Origin of the sequence: Sphingomonas sp. PWP1-2, assembly GCF_049898305.1 — a bacterium.
GTDB lineage: Bacteria > Pseudomonadota > Alphaproteobacteria > Sphingomonadales > Sphingomonadaceae > Sphingomonas > Sphingomonas glacialis.
Map to the genome: position 1 here is coordinate 835,906 of NZ_JAFCXM010000001.1, position 17,815 is coordinate 853,720.

Annotated in this window: 14 protein-coding genes; 12 read left to right on the forward strand and 2 right to left on the reverse strand. The window is 65.7% G+C overall.

Annotated features, from left to right (window positions below):
- Nucleotides 1–30 precede the first annotated feature (30 nt).
- From ACP7C5_RS04120 to ACP7C5_RS04165, 10 genes are all read left to right on the forward strand, one after another.
- A complete protein-coding gene (locus ACP7C5_RS04120) occupies nt 31–642 on the forward strand; it encodes an NADH-quinone oxidoreductase subunit J (RefSeq protein WP_426263262.1) in 612 nt (203 codons plus the stop codon).
- Nucleotides 639–944, forward strand: coding sequence for an NADH-quinone oxidoreductase subunit NuoK (gene nuoK / locus ACP7C5_RS04125; RefSeq protein ID WP_010187224.1), 306 nt, complete (start codon nt 639–641; stop codon nt 942–944). The genes ACP7C5_RS04120 and nuoK overlap by 4 nt, the downstream gene beginning before the upstream one ends.
- A 5-nt stretch (nt 945–949) precedes the next feature.
- Nucleotides 950–3,103 (forward strand): NADH-quinone oxidoreductase subunit L, encoded by a 2,154-nt coding sequence (nuoL, locus tag ACP7C5_RS04130; protein WP_426263263.1) that lies wholly within the window; start codon nt 950–952, stop codon nt 3,101–3,103.
- A gap of 154 nt (nt 3,104–3,257) precedes the next feature.
- A complete protein-coding gene (locus tag ACP7C5_RS04135) occupies nt 3,258–4,787 on the forward strand; it encodes an NADH-quinone oxidoreductase subunit M (RefSeq protein WP_426263264.1) in 1,530 nt (509 codons plus the stop codon).
- Entirely contained in the window at nt 4,784–6,223 is a 1,440-nt protein-coding gene (nuoN, locus tag ACP7C5_RS04140; protein ID WP_426263265.1) for an NADH-quinone oxidoreductase subunit NuoN, read from the forward strand. Before ACP7C5_RS04135 ends, nuoN begins: the two co-directional genes overlap by 4 nt.
- A gap of 5 nt (nt 6,224–6,228) precedes the next feature.
- The gene (locus ACP7C5_RS04145; RefSeq protein WP_426263266.1) at nt 6,229–7,020 is read left to right on the forward strand and encodes a biotin--[acetyl-CoA-carboxylase] ligase; all 792 of its coding nucleotides are present in this window, start codon (nt 6,229–6,231) and stop codon (nt 7,018–7,020) included.
- Nucleotides 7,021–7,050: 30 nt separating this feature from the next.
- Complete coding sequence (locus tag ACP7C5_RS04150) at nt 7,051–7,833, forward strand: type III pantothenate kinase (protein ID WP_133189351.1); 783 nt, start codon at nt 7,051–7,053, stop codon at nt 7,831–7,833.
- A gap of 124 nt (nt 7,834–7,957) precedes the next feature.
- Complete coding sequence (locus ACP7C5_RS04155; RefSeq protein WP_133189348.1) at nt 7,958–9,595, forward strand: ribonuclease J; 1,638 nt, start codon at nt 7,958–7,960, stop codon at nt 9,593–9,595.
- 69 nt (nt 9,596–9,664) lie between these two features.
- Nucleotides 9,665–9,943 carry a DUF1467 family protein gene (locus ACP7C5_RS04160; protein WP_133189345.1) on the forward strand — a complete coding sequence of 93 codons (279 nt, stop codon included), beginning with the start codon at nt 9,665–9,667 and terminating at the stop codon, nt 9,941–9,943.
- A 119-nt stretch (nt 9,944–10,062) separates the two neighbouring features.
- A complete protein-coding gene (locus ACP7C5_RS04165; protein WP_426263267.1) occupies nt 10,063–11,079 on the forward strand; it encodes a GGDEF domain-containing protein in 1,017 nt (338 codons plus the stop codon).
- A gap of 7 nt (nt 11,080–11,086) precedes the next feature.
- Here ACP7C5_RS04165 and ACP7C5_RS04170 read toward each other — a convergent pair whose 3' ends face one another.
- Both ACP7C5_RS04170 and ACP7C5_RS04175 read right to left on the reverse strand, forming a co-directional pair.
- Nucleotides 11,087–12,529, reverse strand: a complete 1,443-nt coding sequence (locus tag ACP7C5_RS04170; RefSeq protein WP_426263268.1) for a carboxylesterase/lipase family protein — start codon at nt 12,527–12,529, stop codon at nt 11,087–11,089.
- Between the two features lie 239 nt (nt 12,530–12,768).
- Nucleotides 12,769–15,831, reverse strand: coding sequence for a TonB-dependent receptor domain-containing protein (locus ACP7C5_RS04175; protein ID WP_426263269.1), 3,063 nt, complete (start codon nt 15,829–15,831; stop codon nt 12,769–12,771).
- Nucleotides 15,832–15,969: 138 nt separating this feature from the next.
- Between ACP7C5_RS04175 and ACP7C5_RS04180 the strand changes: the two genes are divergently transcribed.
- Entirely contained in the window at nt 15,970–17,010 is a 1,041-nt protein-coding gene (locus tag ACP7C5_RS04180; RefSeq protein ID WP_426263270.1) for a N(4)-(beta-N-acetylglucosaminyl)-L-asparaginase, read from the forward strand.
- Nucleotides 17,011–17,035: 25 nt separating this feature from the next.
- Nucleotides 17,036–17,776, forward strand: coding sequence for a copper homeostasis protein CutC (locus ACP7C5_RS04185; protein WP_426263271.1), 741 nt, complete (start codon nt 17,036–17,038; stop codon nt 17,774–17,776).
- Nucleotides 17,777–17,815: the final 39 nt, after the last annotated feature.

Genomic DNA, 17,815 nt, shown 5'->3' on the forward strand with positions numbered 1-17,815 from the left:
CCACGCGACTTAGAGGGGCCCACTGATTCCGTGATCCAAGCAATCGCCTTTTATCTGTTCGCGTTCATGGTCATCGCGTCCGCCGCGCTGACCATCACCGCGCGCAATCCGGTGCACGCCGTGCTGTGGCTGATCCTGGCCTTCTTCAACGCCGCAGGGCTGATGGTGCTCGTCGGCGCCGAGTTCATCGCGATGCTGCTCGTCATCGTGTATGTCGGTGCGGTCGCGGTGCTGTTCCTGTTCGTCGTGATGATGCTCAACATCGATTTCGCCGAGCTGCGCGCCGGCTTCGCCCGCTATGCGGCGATCGGCGCGGTGTTCGCGGTCGGCCTCGCCGCCGAGATCATGGTCGCGTTCGGTGCCTGGAGCGCCGGCAAGATCGAGCTCGCACGCCGCGCAGCGCCGACGCCCGACACGGTCCCCAACATCGAGGCGCTCGGGATGCTGCTCTACACGCGCTACCTGTTCGTGTTCGAGGGCGCGGGTCTCGTGCTGCTCGTCGCGATGATCGGCGCGATCGTGCTGACGCACCGTGAGCGCAAGGGTGCGCGCGCGCAGAATGTCAGCCGCCAGAACGCACGGCGTCCGCAGGATGCCACGCGCAACACGCAACCCACCGTCGGCAAGGGAATTGAGCTGTGATTGGTCTCGGCCATTATCTCGTGGTCGGCGCGATCCTGTTCGCGCTCGGCGTGCTCGGCATCATCGCCAACCGCAAGAACCTCATCGTCATGCTAATGGCGGTCGAGCTGATCCTGCTCGCGGTGAACCTCAACTTCGTCGCCTTCTCGGGGTATCTCCACGATCTCGTCGGCCAAGTGTTCGCGATGTTCGTGCTGACCGTCGCGGCGGGTGAGGCCGCGATCGGGCTCGCCATTCTCGTCATCTATTTCCGTAGCCGCGGGACGATCTCGGTCGACGACGCCAACCGGATGCAGGGGTAAATTTCGTGATCCTCTTCATCGTCTTCCTGCCGCTGCTCGCGGCGATCGTCGCGGGCTTCGCGAACAAGAGCTTCGGCGCGATCCTGCCGAAGGTCGTGACCACGGCTGCGCTGTTCGCGTCGTGCGCGCTCAGCTGGCCGATCTTCATCCACTACCTCGGTGGTGGCGAAGCGACGGTCACGCCGGTGCTCGACTGGATCCATTCGGGTGACATGCGCATCGACTGGTCGCTGCGCGTCGATGCGCTGACCGCGGTGATGCTCGTCGTCGTCACGTCGGTGTCGGCGCTCGTCCATCTGTATAGCTGGGGCTATATGGAGGAGGATCCCGACCAGCCGCGCTTCTTCGCGTATCTGTCGCTGTTCACCTTCGCGATGCTGATGCTCGTGACCGCCGACAACCTCGTCCAGATGTTCTTCGGCTGGGAAGGCGTCGGTCTCGCATCCTACCTCCTGATCGGTTTCTGGTTTCGCAAGCCGACCGCCAACGCCGCCGCGATCAAGGCGTTCGTCGTCAACCGCGTCGGCGATCTTGGCTTCATGCTCGGCATCTTCGGTACGTATCTGGTGTTCAACACCGTCTCGATCCCCGAGATCCTGCGGCTCGCGCCGGGGATGGCCGGGTCGACGATCGGCTTCTTCGGCGGCCGTTTCGATACGATGACGGTGCTCTGCCTGCTGCTGTTCGTCGGCGCGATGGGCAAGTCGGCGCAGCTCGGGCTCCACACCTGGTTGCCCGACGCGATGGAAGGCCCGACCCCGGTGTCGGCGCTGATCCACGCGGCGACGATGGTCACCGCGGGCGTGTTCATGGTGTGCCGCCTGTCGTCGATGTTCGAGACCTCGCCGTTCGCGCTGACCGTAGTGATGACGGTGGGTGCCGCGACCTGCCTGTTCGCAGCGACGGTCGGTCTGGTGCAGACCGACATCAAGCGCGTCATCGCTTATTCGACCTGCTCGCAGCTCGGCTACATGTTCTTCGCTGCTGGCTGTGGTGCGTATGGCGCCGCGATGTTCCACCTCTTCACGCATGCCTTCTTCAAGGCCTTGCTGTTCCTCGGCGCCGGTTCGGTGATCCATTCGATGCATCACGAGCAGGACATGCGCTATTATGGCGGCCTGCGGAAATCGATCCCGATCACCTTCTGGGGCATGATGATGGGCACGCTGGCGATCACCGGCGTCGGTATCCCCGCGGTGTTCGGCAATCCGCTCGCGATCGGTTTCGCCGGCTTCCACTCGAAGGATGCGATCATCGAGGCGGCGTGGGCTTCGGGCCAGCATGGCGCGTCGATCGTCGGGATCATCGTCGCTCTGCTGACGAGCTTCTATTCGTGGCGCCTGATGTTCCTGACTTTCTGGGGCAAGCCGCGCTGGGAGCAGTCCGAGCATATCCAGCACGCGATCCACGACGCACATGGTCACGGCCATGACGCCGTGCACGCTGGCCATGACGACCACGGCACGACGGCAGCGCATGCGCACCACGGCGAAGCCGCCGAGGAAGGGCAGGGCAGCGAGCCTCATGATCACGGCCACGACCACGGGCACCTCGTCCAGGCGCACCCGGTGTTCACCACGCATGGCGACGGCACGGGCGGCTATCATCCGCACGAGAGCCCGTTCCCGATCTTGCTGCCGCTTATCATCCTGTCGCTCGGCGCGATCTTCGCGGGCTTCGTGTTCCACGGCTATTTCATCGAGCCGAGCGCGGGCGAGGAATATTGGCACGGCGCGATCGCGTTCCGCGAGCATCTGATGCACGCGATGCACGAAGTGCCGCTCGGCGTGAAACTGTCGGCGTCGATCGCGATGCTGACCGGGTTGCTCGGCGCCTACATCTTCTATATCCGCTCGCCGCACGCGCCGCGGAAGCTCGCCGAGACCTATGCCCCGGTCTACGACTTCCTGCTCAACAAATGGTATTTCGACGAGCTGTACAACCTGCTCTTCGTCAAACCCGCTTTCGCCATCGGCCGCTTCTTTTGGCACCGTGGTGACGAGCAGACGATCGACCGGCTCGGCCCCAACGGCTCGGCCTGGGTCGTGTCGCAAGGCTCGCGCGTCGCTGGAAAGCTGCAAACTGGATATGTCTACACTTATGCCTTTGTCATGCTGCTCGGTCTGACCGGCGCCGTCACCTGGGCGATCACGCGATGAGCGCGCGCCTCCACACCGTCGCCCCGGCGCCGGGGCACCCCAAAAAGTATTACTTTTTGGGGACCCCGCAGGTCGGGGCCGGCCAGCCGCATGTGGCTGACGCCGGACACACCAACGCAGCGACCCCGGCCTTCGCCGGGGTGACGGGGATATAATGACCGGTTTCCCCATCCTCTCCGTGATGCTCGCCATCCCCGCGCTTGCGGCGGTCGCGTGCCTCTTCGTCAGTGCGCAGGGCGCACGCTGGATCGCGCTGATCGCGACGCTGATCGATTTCGTGCTCGGGATCGGCCTGTGGGCCAGCTTCGACATCGGCGGTCCGCAGTGGCAGTTCGTAGAGAATGCCGGCAGCCTCGGCGTGTTCAGCTGGAAGCTCGGCCTCGACGGGTTCGCGCTGCTGCTGGTCATGCTCAGCGTCTTCCTGATGCCGATCTGCATCGGCGCGAGCTGGGTCGCGATCGAGAAGCGCGTCCAGGAATATATGGCGGCGTTCCTCATCACCGAAGTGCTGATGATCGGCACCTTCGCGGCGCAGGACCTGTTCCTGTTCTACATCTTCTTCGAAGCCGGCCTTATCCCGATGTATTTGATCATCGGCATCTGGGGCGGGGCGAACCGGATCTACGCGTCGTACAAATTCTTCCTCTACACGCTGCTCGGCTCGCTGCTGATGCTCGTCGCGATGCTGTGGATGGTGAATTTCGCCGGCACCTCGGACATCCCGACGCTGCTCAACACCGATTTCCCGGTGCAGGTGCAGACGTGGCTGTGGCTCGCCTTCTTCGCCTCGTTTGCGGTGAAGATGCCGATGTGGCCGTTCCACACCTGGCTTCCCGACGCGCACGTGCAGGCGCCGACCGCAGGGTCGGTGATCCTGGCGGGCGTGCTGCTCAAGCTCGGCGGATACGGCTTCCTGCGCTTCTCGCTGCCGATGTTCCCCGAAGCCTCGGCACAGCTGACCTGGCTGATCCTTGCTTTGTCGGCCGTCGCGGTGATCTACACCTCGCTCGTCGCGCTGGTGCAGTCCGACATGAAGAAGCTGATCGCCTATTCGTCGGTCGCGCACATGGCGATCGTGACGATCGGCCTGTTCGCCTTCAACCGGCAGGGCATCGAGGGCGCGATGATCGTCATGCTGTCGCATGGCCTCGTCTCGGCGGCTTTGTTCCTGTGCGTCGGCGTGATCTACGACCGGCTCCATACCCGCGAGATTTCGCGCTATGGCGGCCTGGCGATCAACATGCCGCGCTACGCCCTGCTGTTCCTGTTCTTCACGATGGCCTCGATCGGCCTGCCGGGGACGAGCGGCTTCGTCGGCGAGTTCCTCTCGCTCGCCGGGACCTACCGTGTCTCCACCACTGCCACCTTGCTCTGCACGACGGGCATCATCCTGGGTGCCGCCTACATGCTCTACCTCTACCGCCGTGTCGTTTTCGGCGAGATCGTTCATGACGACGTCCGTGCGATGAAGGACATCAGCTTGCGCGAAATGGCGTTGCTCGCCCCGATCGCCGCGGTCGCTCTGTGGATGGGTGTGTACCCCGAGAGCTTCCTCGCCCCGATGCGCAGCGATGTCGCGACGCTCGAGGCGCGGATCGCACGCGCGACGCCCAAGGGTGACTCGCTGCCGACGCCGGGCAAGGCTCCGGCCACACCCGCGGTACATGCGGAGGCACGGCCATGAACGCTTCGCTGTTGATGACGCTGCCCGAGCTGGTGCTTGCGGCGGGTGCGATCGCTTTGATGCTGGTGTCCGCTTGGGGCGGGCAGGGCTCGACGCGGCTGGTGTCGTGGGCCTCGGTCGCGGTGCTGATCGGTGCCGGGCTGGCGCTGCTCGGGCCGGCGTCGAAGGGTGGCGCGGCGTTCGAAGGGCTGTATCGCGCCGATGCCTTTGCGGCTTACGCCAAGGTGCTGATCTACGTAGCCTCGGCGGTTGCGATCCTGATCGCGCCGCGCTTCTTCGCGCAGGGGCGCGGTGACGATCTGCGTCCCGAATATCCGGTGCTGATCCTGCTCTCGGCAGCGGGCATGGGCATGATGGTGTCGGCGGGTGATTTGCTGACGCTCTATGTCGGCCTCGAACTGCAGAGCCTTGCGGCGTACGTGCTGGCGAGCTTCATGCGGCGCGATACGCGCTCGGCGGAAGCGGGCCTCAAATATTTCGTGCTCGGCGCGCTGGCGAGCGGCATCCTGCTGTACGGCATCAGCCTCGTGTACGGCTTCAGCGGCACGACGCTCTTCTCTTCGATCGCGACGGCGTATGGCGCAGGCCATTCGCTCGGCCTGACCTTCGGTTTGGTGTTCGTGTTCGCAGGGCTCGCCTTCAAGATGAGCGCGGTGCCGTTCCACATGTGGACCCCCGACGTGTACGAAGGCGCGCCGACCCCGGTGACGACTTTCTTCGCTTCGGCGCCGAAGGTTGCGGCGGTCGCGCTCGCGGTGCGTGTCGCGATCGAGGCGATGGGCCCGGCGACCGACCAGTGGCGCCAGATCGTGATCTTCGCGTCGCTCGCGTCGATCATCTTCGGCGCGGTCGCGGCGATCGGCCAGACCAACGTCAAGCGACTGCTGGCCTATTCGTCGATCAACAATGTCGGCTTCCTGCTCGTCGGCCTTGCCGCCGGCACGCAGGAGGGCGTCGCGTCGGTGCTGTTCTACCTCACCGTCTATGTCGTGATGACGCTCGGCAGCTTCGTCGTCGTCCTGCAGATGAAGGATGCCGAGGGCGAGCCGGTCGAGACGCTGGCGAGCTTGGCTGGCCTGTCGCGTGCGCGGCCGGGCCTGGCGCTGGCGATGGCGATCTTCATGTTCTCGCTCGCGGGTATCCCGCCGCTGCTCGGCTTCAACGCCAAGCTGGCGGTGTTCACGGCTGCCGTAAATGCGGGGCTCTATCCGCTCGCGGTGGTCGGCTTCGTCGCCTCGGTGATCGGTGCGTACTATTATCTGCGCGTCATCAAGGTGATGTACTTCGATGAACCTGCCGAGGCCTATTCGGGCCGCGCGACGCCGGTCGAGAGCGCGGTAATCGCGGTGTCGGCGGTGTTCGTGTCGCCGATCGGCTGGCTGCTGCTCGCGCCGCTCGGCGTGGCGACGATGTTCGCGGCGAAGGCGCTGTTCTGACGGCGATGATCCGCACCGTCGCCGAGACGGGGTCTACCAACGCCGATATGCTCCTCCTCGCCGCCTCGGGCGCCGAGGAGGGGGTGTGGCTGCGGGCCGAGCGGCAGAGTGGCGGGCGCGGGCGGCAGGGGCGCGTGTGGGCCTCGCCGGTCGGGAATTTTTACGGGTCGACGGTGGTGCGGGTGCGCGCCGGGGATCCGGCGGCGGCTACGCTGGCTTTGGTTGCTGCGATTGCCTTGGAAGAGGTGGTTCGCGTCTATCTGAACAATACCGTCGCCCCGGCGGAGGCCGGGGGCGCTGCGTTAGGACATGCACCGGCCGGTGCGCGCGATGCGCCAGCGGCCCCGGCCTGCGCCGGGGCGACGATGTGGATCAAGTGGCCCAACGATCTTCTCCTCGGCGGGGCTAAGCTCTCGGGTATCCTGCTTGAGCGCTCGGGCGATGCTGTGATCGTCGGGATCGGCGTCAACCTCGCGCATCACCCGGAGGACACCGATCGGCTGGCCACCAGCCTTGCCCAGCACGGCGTAACCCCAGACCCTGCCGACTTCGCCGAAACGCTCGCCGAGGGCTTCGCTCGCTGGCTCGCGATCTGGCGCGGGCAGGGGCTCGCCCCGATCCGCGCGCGCTGGCTCGAGCGCGCGCACCCGGTCGGCACCGCGCTTACCGCGCGGCTGCCTGACGGCCAGGCGATCGACGGACTGTTCGGCGGGCTCGACGGCGACGGCGCGCTCATCCTGCGCTTGGCGGATAGCGGCAGCCGTGTCATTCACGCCGGCGACGTGTTCCTGCTTTAGCTTCCCATCCGTTCGGACAAGGCTCATCCCATGCTGCTCGCGATCGATGCCGGCAACACCAATATCGTCTTCGCCTTGCTCGAAGGAGGCGCGATCAAGGCGCGCTGGCGGATCGCGACCGATCCGCGCCGCACCGCCGACGAATATGCCGTGTGGCTCCACCAGTTGCTCAACCTCGAAGGCTATGACCGCCAGTCGGTGAGCGGCGTGATCATCGCGACCGTCGTCCCGCGCGCGCTCCACAACCTGCAGACGCTCGCGCGGAAATATTTCAACACCGAGCCGCTCGTCGCGGGCGAACCGCCGGTCGAATGGGGTATGGCGCTCGACGTGCTCGAGCCCAAGAGCGTCGGCGCCGATCGCGCCGTCACGATGATCGCGGCGCACGCGCGTCACCCCGGCGACCTGATCGTGATCGATTTCGGCACCGCCACCACGCTCGACGTCGTCGATTATACCGGCGCGTACAAAGGCGGGATCATCGCGCCGGGGATCAATCTGTCGCTCGACGCGCTCGTCACTGCCGCGGCCAAGCTACCGCGCATCGCGATCGAGGCGCCCGCTACCAGCAGCGTGATCGGCCGCGATACCGTCAGCCAGATGCAGATCGGCATCTTCTGGGGTTATGTGGCGATGATCGAGGGGCTCGTCGCGCGGATGAAGGCCGAGGTCGGGCGGCCGATCAAGGTCGTCGCGACGGGCGGTCTCGCGATCCTGTTCGAGCAGCACACCAGCATGTTCGATGTGGTCGAACCCGATCTTACCATTCAGGGGCTGGCGATTCTGTGGGATCGCGCCCATATAGAGGCCTAGAGTCAGCGAGTGTGCGCCGCGTTTCGGAGCCCCGCTTCCCCAACTCTTACGAAATTCCGCGCTTAACAGGCGCAAACCCGAAGGCACGCGCTTGGCGCGGCCGAAATGAAAGTACCGATTCTACGTGACGAAACCAAAGAACGAGCTTCTCTTCCTGGCCCTTGGCGGGTCGGGCGAAATCGGCATGAACGTCAATCTCTACGGCTGCGAAGGCAAGTGGCTGATGGTCGATTGCGGCATCACCTTCGCCGATCCGCAATATCCCGGCATCGACGTGATCCTGCCCGACCTGCAGTTCATCGAGGAGCGCCTCGACGATCTGGTCGGCATCGTGCTGACGCATGGTCATGAAGATCACATCGGTGCGCTGCCGTATCTCGCCGAGGACCTCGGTGTGCCGCTGTACGCGACGCCGTTCACGGCTGGCCTGATCCGCGGCAAGCTCGAGGAAGAGGGCAACGCCAACCGCGTCAAGCTGCGCGTGATCCAGCCCAACGCGCCGTTCGACCTCGGGCCGTTCGGCGTGACCTTCGTGCCGATGTCGCACTCGATTCCCGAGGCGAGCGCTTTGCTGATCGACACGCCCTACGGCCGGATCTTCCACACCGGCGACTGGAAGCTCGATGCGGCGCCCGTCATCGGCCATCCGTCGAGCCCGGCCGAACTCGCCGCGATCGGCGAGGACGGTATCCTGGCGCTGGTCTGCGACTCGACCAACATCTTCAACAACGAGGCTTCGGGCTCGGAGAGCGACGTGTTCTCGGGGCTGATGGACGTGATCAGCAAGGCCAAGGGCCGCGTGATGGTCACGTCGTTCGCGTCGAACGCCGCGCGACTCCACACGCTTGGCAAGGTTGCGATCGAGACGGGCCGTTCGCTCTGCGTCCAGGGCCGCTCGCTCGACCGGATCCTCAAGGTTGCGCGTGCGACGGGCTATCTCAAGGACTTCCCCGAGACGATCGACGCCGAGGCCGCGATGCGGCTGCCGCGCGACAAGGTGCTCGTCGTCGCGACGGGCGGGCAGGGCGAGGAACGCGCCGCGCTCGCGCGCGTCGCCAATGGCCAGCACCCGATCGCGCTGGCGAGCGGAGACACCGTCGTCTTCTCGTCGAAGCAGATCCCCGGTAACGAAGTTGCGATCGGTCGCATCCAGAACCAGCTCGCCGCCAAGGGCGTGATCATGATCACCGACCGCCAGGCGCATGTCCATGTGTCGGGCCATCCGGGTCGCCCCGAGCTGCTCCAGATGTACCGCTGGATGAAGCCCGAGATCCTGATGCCGGTCCATGGCGAAATGCGCCACCTGATGGAGCATGCGCGCTTCGGCCTGTCCGAGAGCATTCCGCGCGCGCTGGTGCAGACCAATGGCGACATCGTGCGCCTCGCGCCGGGTGCGCCGACCAAGATCGGCAATGCGCCGGTCGGCCGGCTCGTGCTCGACGGCGACGTGATCTTGCCGGGTGATGGCCAGACGATCAACGAGCGCCGCAAGCTCGCGCTCAACGGCCAGATTTCGGTTGCCGTCGCGATCGGGTCGCGTGGGCTGATCGGCACGCCGCAAGTCCGCATCCAGGGCATCCCGGTCGAGGAAGACCGCGAGCCGTTCCTCGAGGAAACCGTCAGCGCGGTGATCGCGGCGACCAAGCAGGGCGGGCGCGACCGCGACAAGCTGCGCGAGCAGATCCGCCTCGCCACGCGCAAGGTCGCGACGCGCTGGACCGGCAAGAAGCCGAACGTCGACGTGCTGCTGATCGAGGCGTAAGACAACGCCGGTGCCCTTCCCTTGATCGGGAAGGGCGAACCTATCGGGCTCGGGACGGGATCAAGACCAATGCGGTGGACTTCGGCGCTGGCGATCTACTTCCTGTTCTGGGCCTTTTCGGTGTTCTTCGTGCTGCCATTCGGCGTGAAGACCAGTGATGAAGCCGGCGTCGAGCGCATCCCCGGCCAGGCCGAAAGCGCGCCGCACGAATTCAACCCCGGCCGGATCGCCAAGCGCGTGACGATCCTCGCGACGATCCTGTGGTCGCTCTACATGCTCAACTTCCATTTCGGCTGGCTCACGCCGCAAATGCTCGACGTGTTCGGCACGTGGAACGGCGTCGAATAAAGGGACCGCCCCGGCGACGATTTTCACATCGTTCTGCATCCGTTATTAACCCGCTGTCGATACCATGGCTGCGGGAAACGGGGCAGGTCATGAAGTTCGGGCGGACGCAACATGGGGCGATGGACGGTTCTGAGAGCGGCACGCCGTTCAAGGAGATCGCTGCGAGTGTCCTTGCATTTCTTGACGATCAGTCGCTCGATCCGACTCCGGGGAATTACGAACTGGGGTTCCTCTATCGCACCGATCCCGAGAGTCTTGCCGCCCGCTCGGTCGACGGCGTCCTGACGACCGGTGCAAAGCTGCGGCAGGACCAGGCCGATTATATCCTCGGCGCCTATCACGCCTTGGTACGAACGCAGGGAGCTTCGCCAGAGGCCGCGCCCGAGGCCGAAACCAGGACCGGCGCACGGTTGCGTCACCAGACGCTTCAGCTCCACGACCTGGCCTCCGATGCAGTGTCGGTCACCGGGCAGTTCGGGCGCGATCTCACCGCAGAGCTCGACCAGATCGAGGTCGAATCGCTGCCGATCGCGCGGACGATCTCGACGATGATCGCGCGGTCGAGCGATGCCGAGCGCAACCTCGTCGCGGCGCTGAAGGAGATCGACGCCTTGCATGCCGAAGTCGCCGCCGCGCAGAACGATGCGCTGCGCGACTCGCTGACCGGGCTCGCCAATCGGCGTGGGTTCGCTGCCGAACTCACCAAGGGGCCGGGCGATGCGCCGCTCGCCTTGGCGATTTGCGATATCGACCGGTTCAAGGCGATCAACGATCGCCACGGGCATCCCGTCGGCGATCGCGTGATCAAGGCGGTTGCCGAGTCGATTGCGCGCAGCTGCGCACCGCACGTCGTATCGCGCTGGGGTGGGGAGGAATTCGTCATCCTGATGGACGGCGTCACGCTCGATGAGGCGCACGAGATCATCGCGACCGCAAACCAGGCGCTGCAGAAGCGCGCGTTCCGGATCCGGGAATCAGGCGAAGCGCTTGCTCCGATCAGCTTTTCTGCAGGGATCGTGCTGACGCAGCGGACCCGGGCGCTCGACGCGATCGCCGCCGCGGACTTGCTGCTTTACCGCGCGAAGCAGGCGGGGCGAAACACGGTGTATGTCCAGGACACCGCGCTCGCCGCCTGACGGGCGCTTATTTCGCCGGCGCTGCCGCAGCGGCACGCCCGGCGTCGATCTCCGCACCCCAGGGATCGCGATGCGCGTCGGCTTTGCCGTCTGCGCCGAAATCCATGATCATGTCGTTCGCACGCGTGTAGCGCGGCCAGACGGGAAGGCCCGCGCCGTTGGGCGTGCCGGTCCTGGCGAAGGTGACGATCGCGCGGCTGATCGTCTTTGCGACCGCGATGTCCGCGGGGGTCGTCGCAGCACCATATTTGATCGCGGCGGTATCGAGAAAGAACGGAATATCGGTCGCGTGCTGGGCACCGGGCTTGCCGATCGAGGTGGCGACATAGCTGAAGCGATACCCCCAGACCGGCACGCCTGCCTCGGCGAGCATTGCCGAAATATCGCGCGCGCCGGCAATCATCCCTCCGGTCTTGCCGCCCATGTCGGCGCTCGTCGCGCCGATCAATATCGGCACCTTGGCGAAGCGCCCGGTCGTATAGGCCTGCCGCGTATCGACCACCACGGTTCCGTCGGTGAAGGGGCCGCCATACGTGGCCGGTCCGGGCTTGGGTTGGAACAGCTCGATCAAGCTGAGCCCATCGGTGACTTGGTCGGCGCTCAACGCGCGCAATTTGGCGAGTGCGTCGGGTGCGGCGGGGTCGATGCCGTGCGTCTTGGCGAAGGTCATGCCGATCTGCTCGGCGGCCGCGAGCGGCTTGCCGGGCTCGACGGCGGCGTCACCACCCGACATCACGATCGCCTTGGCGAACAGGCCGGACGCCAGCGGTGACGTCACCAGCGCATGGACCGAGCGGCCGCCGGCGCTTTCGCCGATGATCGTGACGTTCGCCGGATCGCCGCCGAAGCGCGCGACGTTGCGCCGCACCCATTGCAGCGCCGCGATCTGGTCCATGATGCCGTAATTGCCGAGCCGTCCGCCGTCGGCATTCGCCTTGGTCAGCTGCGGCAGAGCGAAGGTGCCGAACCGCCCGACACGGTAGTTGAAGCTGACGAAGACGACCCCCTGCCGCGCGAGCGCCGCGCCGGCATAGGTCGGCGGCGAGGCCCCGCCATTGACGAACCCGCCGCCATAGATCCACACGATCACCGGCAGTTTCGCAGCCGCCGCGGCGGGTTTCCAGACATTGGCGTAGAGGCAGTCCTCGGCCGGCTGCGTGCCGAGCGGGGCGGCGTCGCTGGGGAAGGGCAGCTGCATGCAGTCGTGCGCATAGGCGGTCGCGTCGCGAACGCCCGTCCACGGCGATACGGGTTGCGGTGCGCGCCAGCGCAACGCGCCGATCGGCGGTGCGGCAAAGGGAATGCCCTTCCAGCTGGCGACGCCCTCGGTGAGGGCTCCGCGAACGCTGCCCGTGTCGGTCTGCACGACTGGCGGCGTTTCGCTGTGTGCGACGGCAGGCGCGGCGAGGGCGAGGCCCGCAAGCCAGGCGATCAGGCGGTGCGATGTCATCTGGTGCGTCCCCTCGTTGAGCGGAGGACGCTACGCGATTGTCGGCAACGATGCGAGGTCGCTCCGTCGCGCGAATGGCGTGGGTGGATCAAGCGCGCAGGCGGGTAGCGACTTGCGGTGATCGGCACGACGAGCGGATACGCTCGATGGGGTGCGAGGTTCGGTGTCCTGACAGACTGCCGTCCACGTGATCAATACAGACGAAGTGTAGGGGCGTTTGCACGCCCCTACACCGATCGTCAGAAGTTGGCGGTGAAGCCGATCGCGATGTTGCGGCCCAGGCTGTCGTAGCGCGCCGGGATGGTGTTGCTGCGCGCGAGGCTGATGTCGTACGAATTCGGCAGGATCGGCGCCGATTTGTCGAGCAGGTTGTTCGAGATGAGACGCAGGCTGTAGCGCTTGGCGATGTTGAAGGTCAGCGCGAGATCGAAATAGCTGATTGGAGCGATCCGATAGAAGGTCGTCTGCGCGCGGTCGGGCGTGCCGCCGATTGCAGGATCGCCCGAATTGTTGGCACTCGTCAACGAACCCACATAGCGCCAGTTGAACGAGGCGTTGAACACGCCGTTGGGCGTGGTGTAGGTCGTGCGCAGCCCGTGGCTCCACTTCGGCAGCAGCTGGCTGCAGCCATTGCCATAATAGCCCGCGCAGTTGCGCTGCGGCTGCAGCGGCGAATCCTGGCCGCCGGCAAAGGTGGTGAGCGAGCCGTTGAAGCTCATGTCGAGCTTGCCGACCGAGCCGAGGCGCACGCCGTACTGCCCCTGGAAATCATAGCCGCGCGAGATCGAGAAGTAATAATTGGTCGTGCCCGCGCGAATGAAGCCGCTGGTCGGGTTGGTGTTGGCGGTGGCGTACAAGGTGCCATTGGCGGCGCGGACGATCCCCGAGCAGAAGAACGGATCGCCGTTCGAGCGCATGCAGCCATCGGTGTAATAGCTGTCGTCGTTATAGCCGAGCGAGTTGTTGATCTTGATCCGATAGCGATCGACCGACAGCACCAGGCCAGGAATGAAGCTTGGCTTGAGGATGATGCCATAGGTCTGGGTGTAGGCGGTCTCGGGATTGGCGGTGAAGCCGCCCGACCGGACCGTGCACTGATTGTCCGGGCACAGCAGCAGCGCGCTGCCGTACAGCGCGTCGGACAGGCCGGTCGCGCGGCACACCGCCTGCGACGCGAGCGGCGCGGTGGTGGTGATCGTCTGGCCGGGACGCGCCGGGTCGGCGATCAGGCGCGGGACGGGCGCGCAGAAATCGTTTTGCGAGCCGCCCTGCTTGCTGAAGTTGATGTTGGTCGCCTGATACGTCTCGGTCACCGTCGGCGCGCGCTGCGCCTTGTTGAACGAGGCGCGCAGCACGATGTCGCGGACCGGTGAATAGAGGCCCTCGAGCTTCCACGTCGTGAATTTGTCGGGATTGGTATTGTACTTCGACAGGCGGAAGCCGCCATTGACTTGCAATTGCTCGATGAACGGCTTGTGTTGGACGAGCGGCGCCTGGAGCTCGATATTGCCTTCCCAGACATGCTGGCTGAGGTTCGAATCCGACCCACCGTAATCGGCGCGGAACGCCGCGTTGCCGACCGAGGTCAGGCGGTCCTCGCGATATTCGACGCCCGCCGCGAAGGCGAGACCCTGCTCGGCGAAGGGCGAGGTGATGCCGTATTTGCCAAGGTCGCCGGTCACGTTGGCGAGCACGTTGGTCAGGGTATTGACCGTGCGCTGCTTTTCGGGATCGACGCCACCCGAGATGAAGTTGACGAACGCCTGGTTGGCGTTGCCCGCGCTGAACGCGTCGAACGGAACGCAGCCGGCCGCCGCGCCGACCGCGCAGGTCGGCGTGCCGCCGACGTTGACGACGTTGAGCGCCTGGTTGATGCGACTGAAGTTCGGCAGCGTTGCCGGCATCCAGTCCTGCTGGTTGCGCGCATAGACGCCGCCGACGTCGTAGGTCCACGCCGTACCGATCTTGCCGCGGACGCCGCCGGTCGCACGAATGCCGGTGTTGATATAGGTATCGACCAGGTCGGGCGCGTTAAGACGATAGCGAATCTCGAGCGGGACCAGCGCGCTGGTGCCCGCCGCCGCGCCGCACAATGCAGTTGCCTGCGAGCCTGACAGATACGGGTTGTTGCAGTTTACCTGGTACGGCGTCGAGCCATAGTTGTTGTAGGCGAAAACGCGCGTCGGGACATTGTTGGTCGACTTGTCGCGGAACCACAGGCCCGAACCGTACAACTCGATCTCAGGCGACAGCTTGAGTGAGGCGAAGCCACCGGCATTCACGCGCTCGTCGGCGCGCTGATACGAATAGTTGTCGTACGGGTTGGCGGCATTGTTGGGGCCCGGGCCGTACGGCACGAAGGTCCGCGTGCCATCCGGATTGTTGATATAGGCGGCGCCGTTGTTCGCGCCCGAACGCGGCGAAATGTAGCCGCTCTTGGAATAGCTCGACAGCGAGCAGCTGAGCGGGCCGTCCTTGCCGGTCTGGATGAGCTGGCACGCCGAGGTCGAACGGTTGCCATAGGGGACGAGGTCGGCGTGCTTGTAGTTGACGAAGCCCGACACCTTCAGCTTGTCGTCGAACAAGGCGGTGCCGGCGGTGAGCGTCAGGTCGGCGCGGCCGCCATCGGTGACCATCCCGGTATTGGTCGGGAAGCCGTTCTTCTGCGCTTGATCGGTGACGATGTTCGCGCGGTTGATATGGTTGTAGAAATTATAGTTGGCGTCGACGCGGATGCCCTTGAAGTCGGGCTTCAGGATGAAGTTGACCACGCCCGCGACCGCGTCCGAGCCGTAGACCGACGAGGCGCCGCCCGTCAGCACGTCGACGCGCTCGATCAGCGAGACCGGGATGATGCCGGCGTCTTCGCCGTTCTGCGTGCCGAGCCGCTTGCCGTCGACCAGGACCAGCGTGCGCTCGAAGCCGAGGCTGCGCAGCTTGATGCGCTGGCGACCATCCGAATCCTGATAGTTCTGCTGGCTGTCGGGCGAGATCTGCGGAAGGCGGTTGAGCACTTCCTCGATGTTGCTCGGCGACTGTGCCTTGATGTCGGCCGAGGTGACAGACGTGATCGGTGCTGCTGCGGTGATGTTGGGACGCGATGGGATGCGCGTGCCGGTGACCGTGATGTCGGCGCCGGTTTCCTCGGGGGCGGCCTGGCCGGTCATCACTGCGGTGCGGGTCGCGGTCGACTGGTCTTGGCTCGCGGACGAATCCGCTGACGTTTGTTGCGCGAACGCGGGGGTCGCAAAGACCAGTGCCGCGCTCAGCGCGCCCAAGGATACGGAATGTCGGAACACCATGGAGCTTCCCCTAATTCGACCAGCAGCGCGCATTTTGCGTCACCGCATCTGGTCAGTAGGTTCTATTTAAATTGCTAGTCGGTCAATACCTAAATGATACCAGACCGAACCTCTTTTGACATTTATGTGGCATGTGGCATGATCGCATCATCGGAAGCGAAGGGGAACGACATGACCAGTAGAAGATCATTGCTTGCGATGGTTGGCGCAGCGGCCGGTGCGTGGCCCGCTGCAAAGGTGCTTGGGGCGACCGGTGCTGGCGCGCCCGCGAGTGCACAGATCGTGTCGACCTGGGATTTCGGCGCCGCCGCCAATGACGCGGCGTTCGCGCGGCTGCGGCGTGGCGGTTCGCTGCTCGATGCGGTCGAGGCGGGCGCGATGGTGCCCGAGGCCGACCCCAACAATCACTCGGTCGGCTATAGCGGCTATCCCGACCGCGATGGGCATGTGACGCTCGACGCAGTCATCATGGACGACACCGGGCAAGTCGGCGCGGTCGCCGCGCTCGAGGATACGATGCACGCCATTTCGGTCGCGCGACGGGTGATGGAGAAGACGCCGCACACGCTGCTGGTTGGTGCCGGCGCAATGCGCTTCGCCAAGGATCAGGGTTTTCCGCAGCAGACGCTGCTGACCCCCGAATCCGAGAAGGCGTGGCGCGAGTGGCTCAAGACCGCGCATTATAGCCCGCAGGCGAACAGCGAGAATGCGCCCTTCCACACGCCTGGCGGGGCGCTCGATCATGACACGATCGGCTTGCTCGCGCGCGATGCGCGGGGCCGGCTGGCGGGCGCCTGCACCACCTCGGGCATGGCGTTCAAGATGCGCGGCCGGGTCGGCGATTCGCCGCAGGTCGGCAGCGGGCTGTTCGTCGAAGCGGGCGTCGGCGGCGCGACGTCGACGGGTCTCGGCGAAGAAGTGACTCGTGTCGCGGGCAGCGCGCGGGTGATCGCCTCGATGCGCGCGGGGCGATCGCCGCAAGCGGCATGCGAGGAGGTCGTGCGCCACATCGCCACCCTGCGCGGCGCTGCGATCCGCGGCGTGCAGGTCGGATTCCTCGCGCTCGATCCGCGCGGGAATGTCGGCGCCTTTTGTCTGCTGCCGGGGTTCACCTATGCCGTGACCGACATGGCGGGCCATACGGTGATCCACAAAGCGGCGTCGCTGTTCCAGGCCTAGGCGGCACAGGGTGAAGGACCGGGTCATGCTCGAAGTGTGTGTCGAGACCGTCGCCGGGATCGGCGCCGCGGTGGCGGGTGGTGCCGATCGGATCGAACTGTGCGCGGCGCTGTCGGTTGGAGGGCTCACGCCTCCGGGCTCGCTGATCCGTGCGGCGGCGGAGGCGCCTTTGCCGGTTCATCTCCTGGCGCGGCCGCGTGCGGGCGGGTTCGTCTATGGTCCGGCCGAGCAAGCGTTGATTGCCGGGGATATGCGCGATGCTGCCGAGGCCGGGCTTGCGGGCGTGGTGATCGGCGCGTCGACCCCGGACTATTGCCTCGATACGACGCTGCTGGCGCAGTGGATCGCACAGGCGCGCGCGCTTGGCGCGGCGCGGGGCGTGCCGCTGTCGCTCACGCTGCATCGCGCGTTCGATCTGGTGCCCGATCCGGCGGCGGCGCTCGAGCAAGCGATCGCGCTCGGGTTCGATCGGATCCTGACCTCGGGCTGTGCGCCGCGCGCGATCGACGGCGTGGCGAGGCTCGCCGCGCTGCAAGTGCAGGCCGCGGGGCGGATCGTCCTGCTCGCTGGGAGCGGGGTCACCCCCGCGACTGTGCCGGCGCTTCTCGCGACCGGAATCCGCGAAGTCCACGCCTCGGCGCGGACGCTCCACGATGTCGCCGAGGAGCTTCCCGAACGGCGTTTCGGCTTCCTCGGTCCCCAAGCGGGCGACACCGATGTCGCGCAGGTTGCGGCGCTTGCTGAAAAGTTGCGGTCCGCCCCTTGAGTAATACCAATATACAACCTATCCAGCCTGACCTCGCAG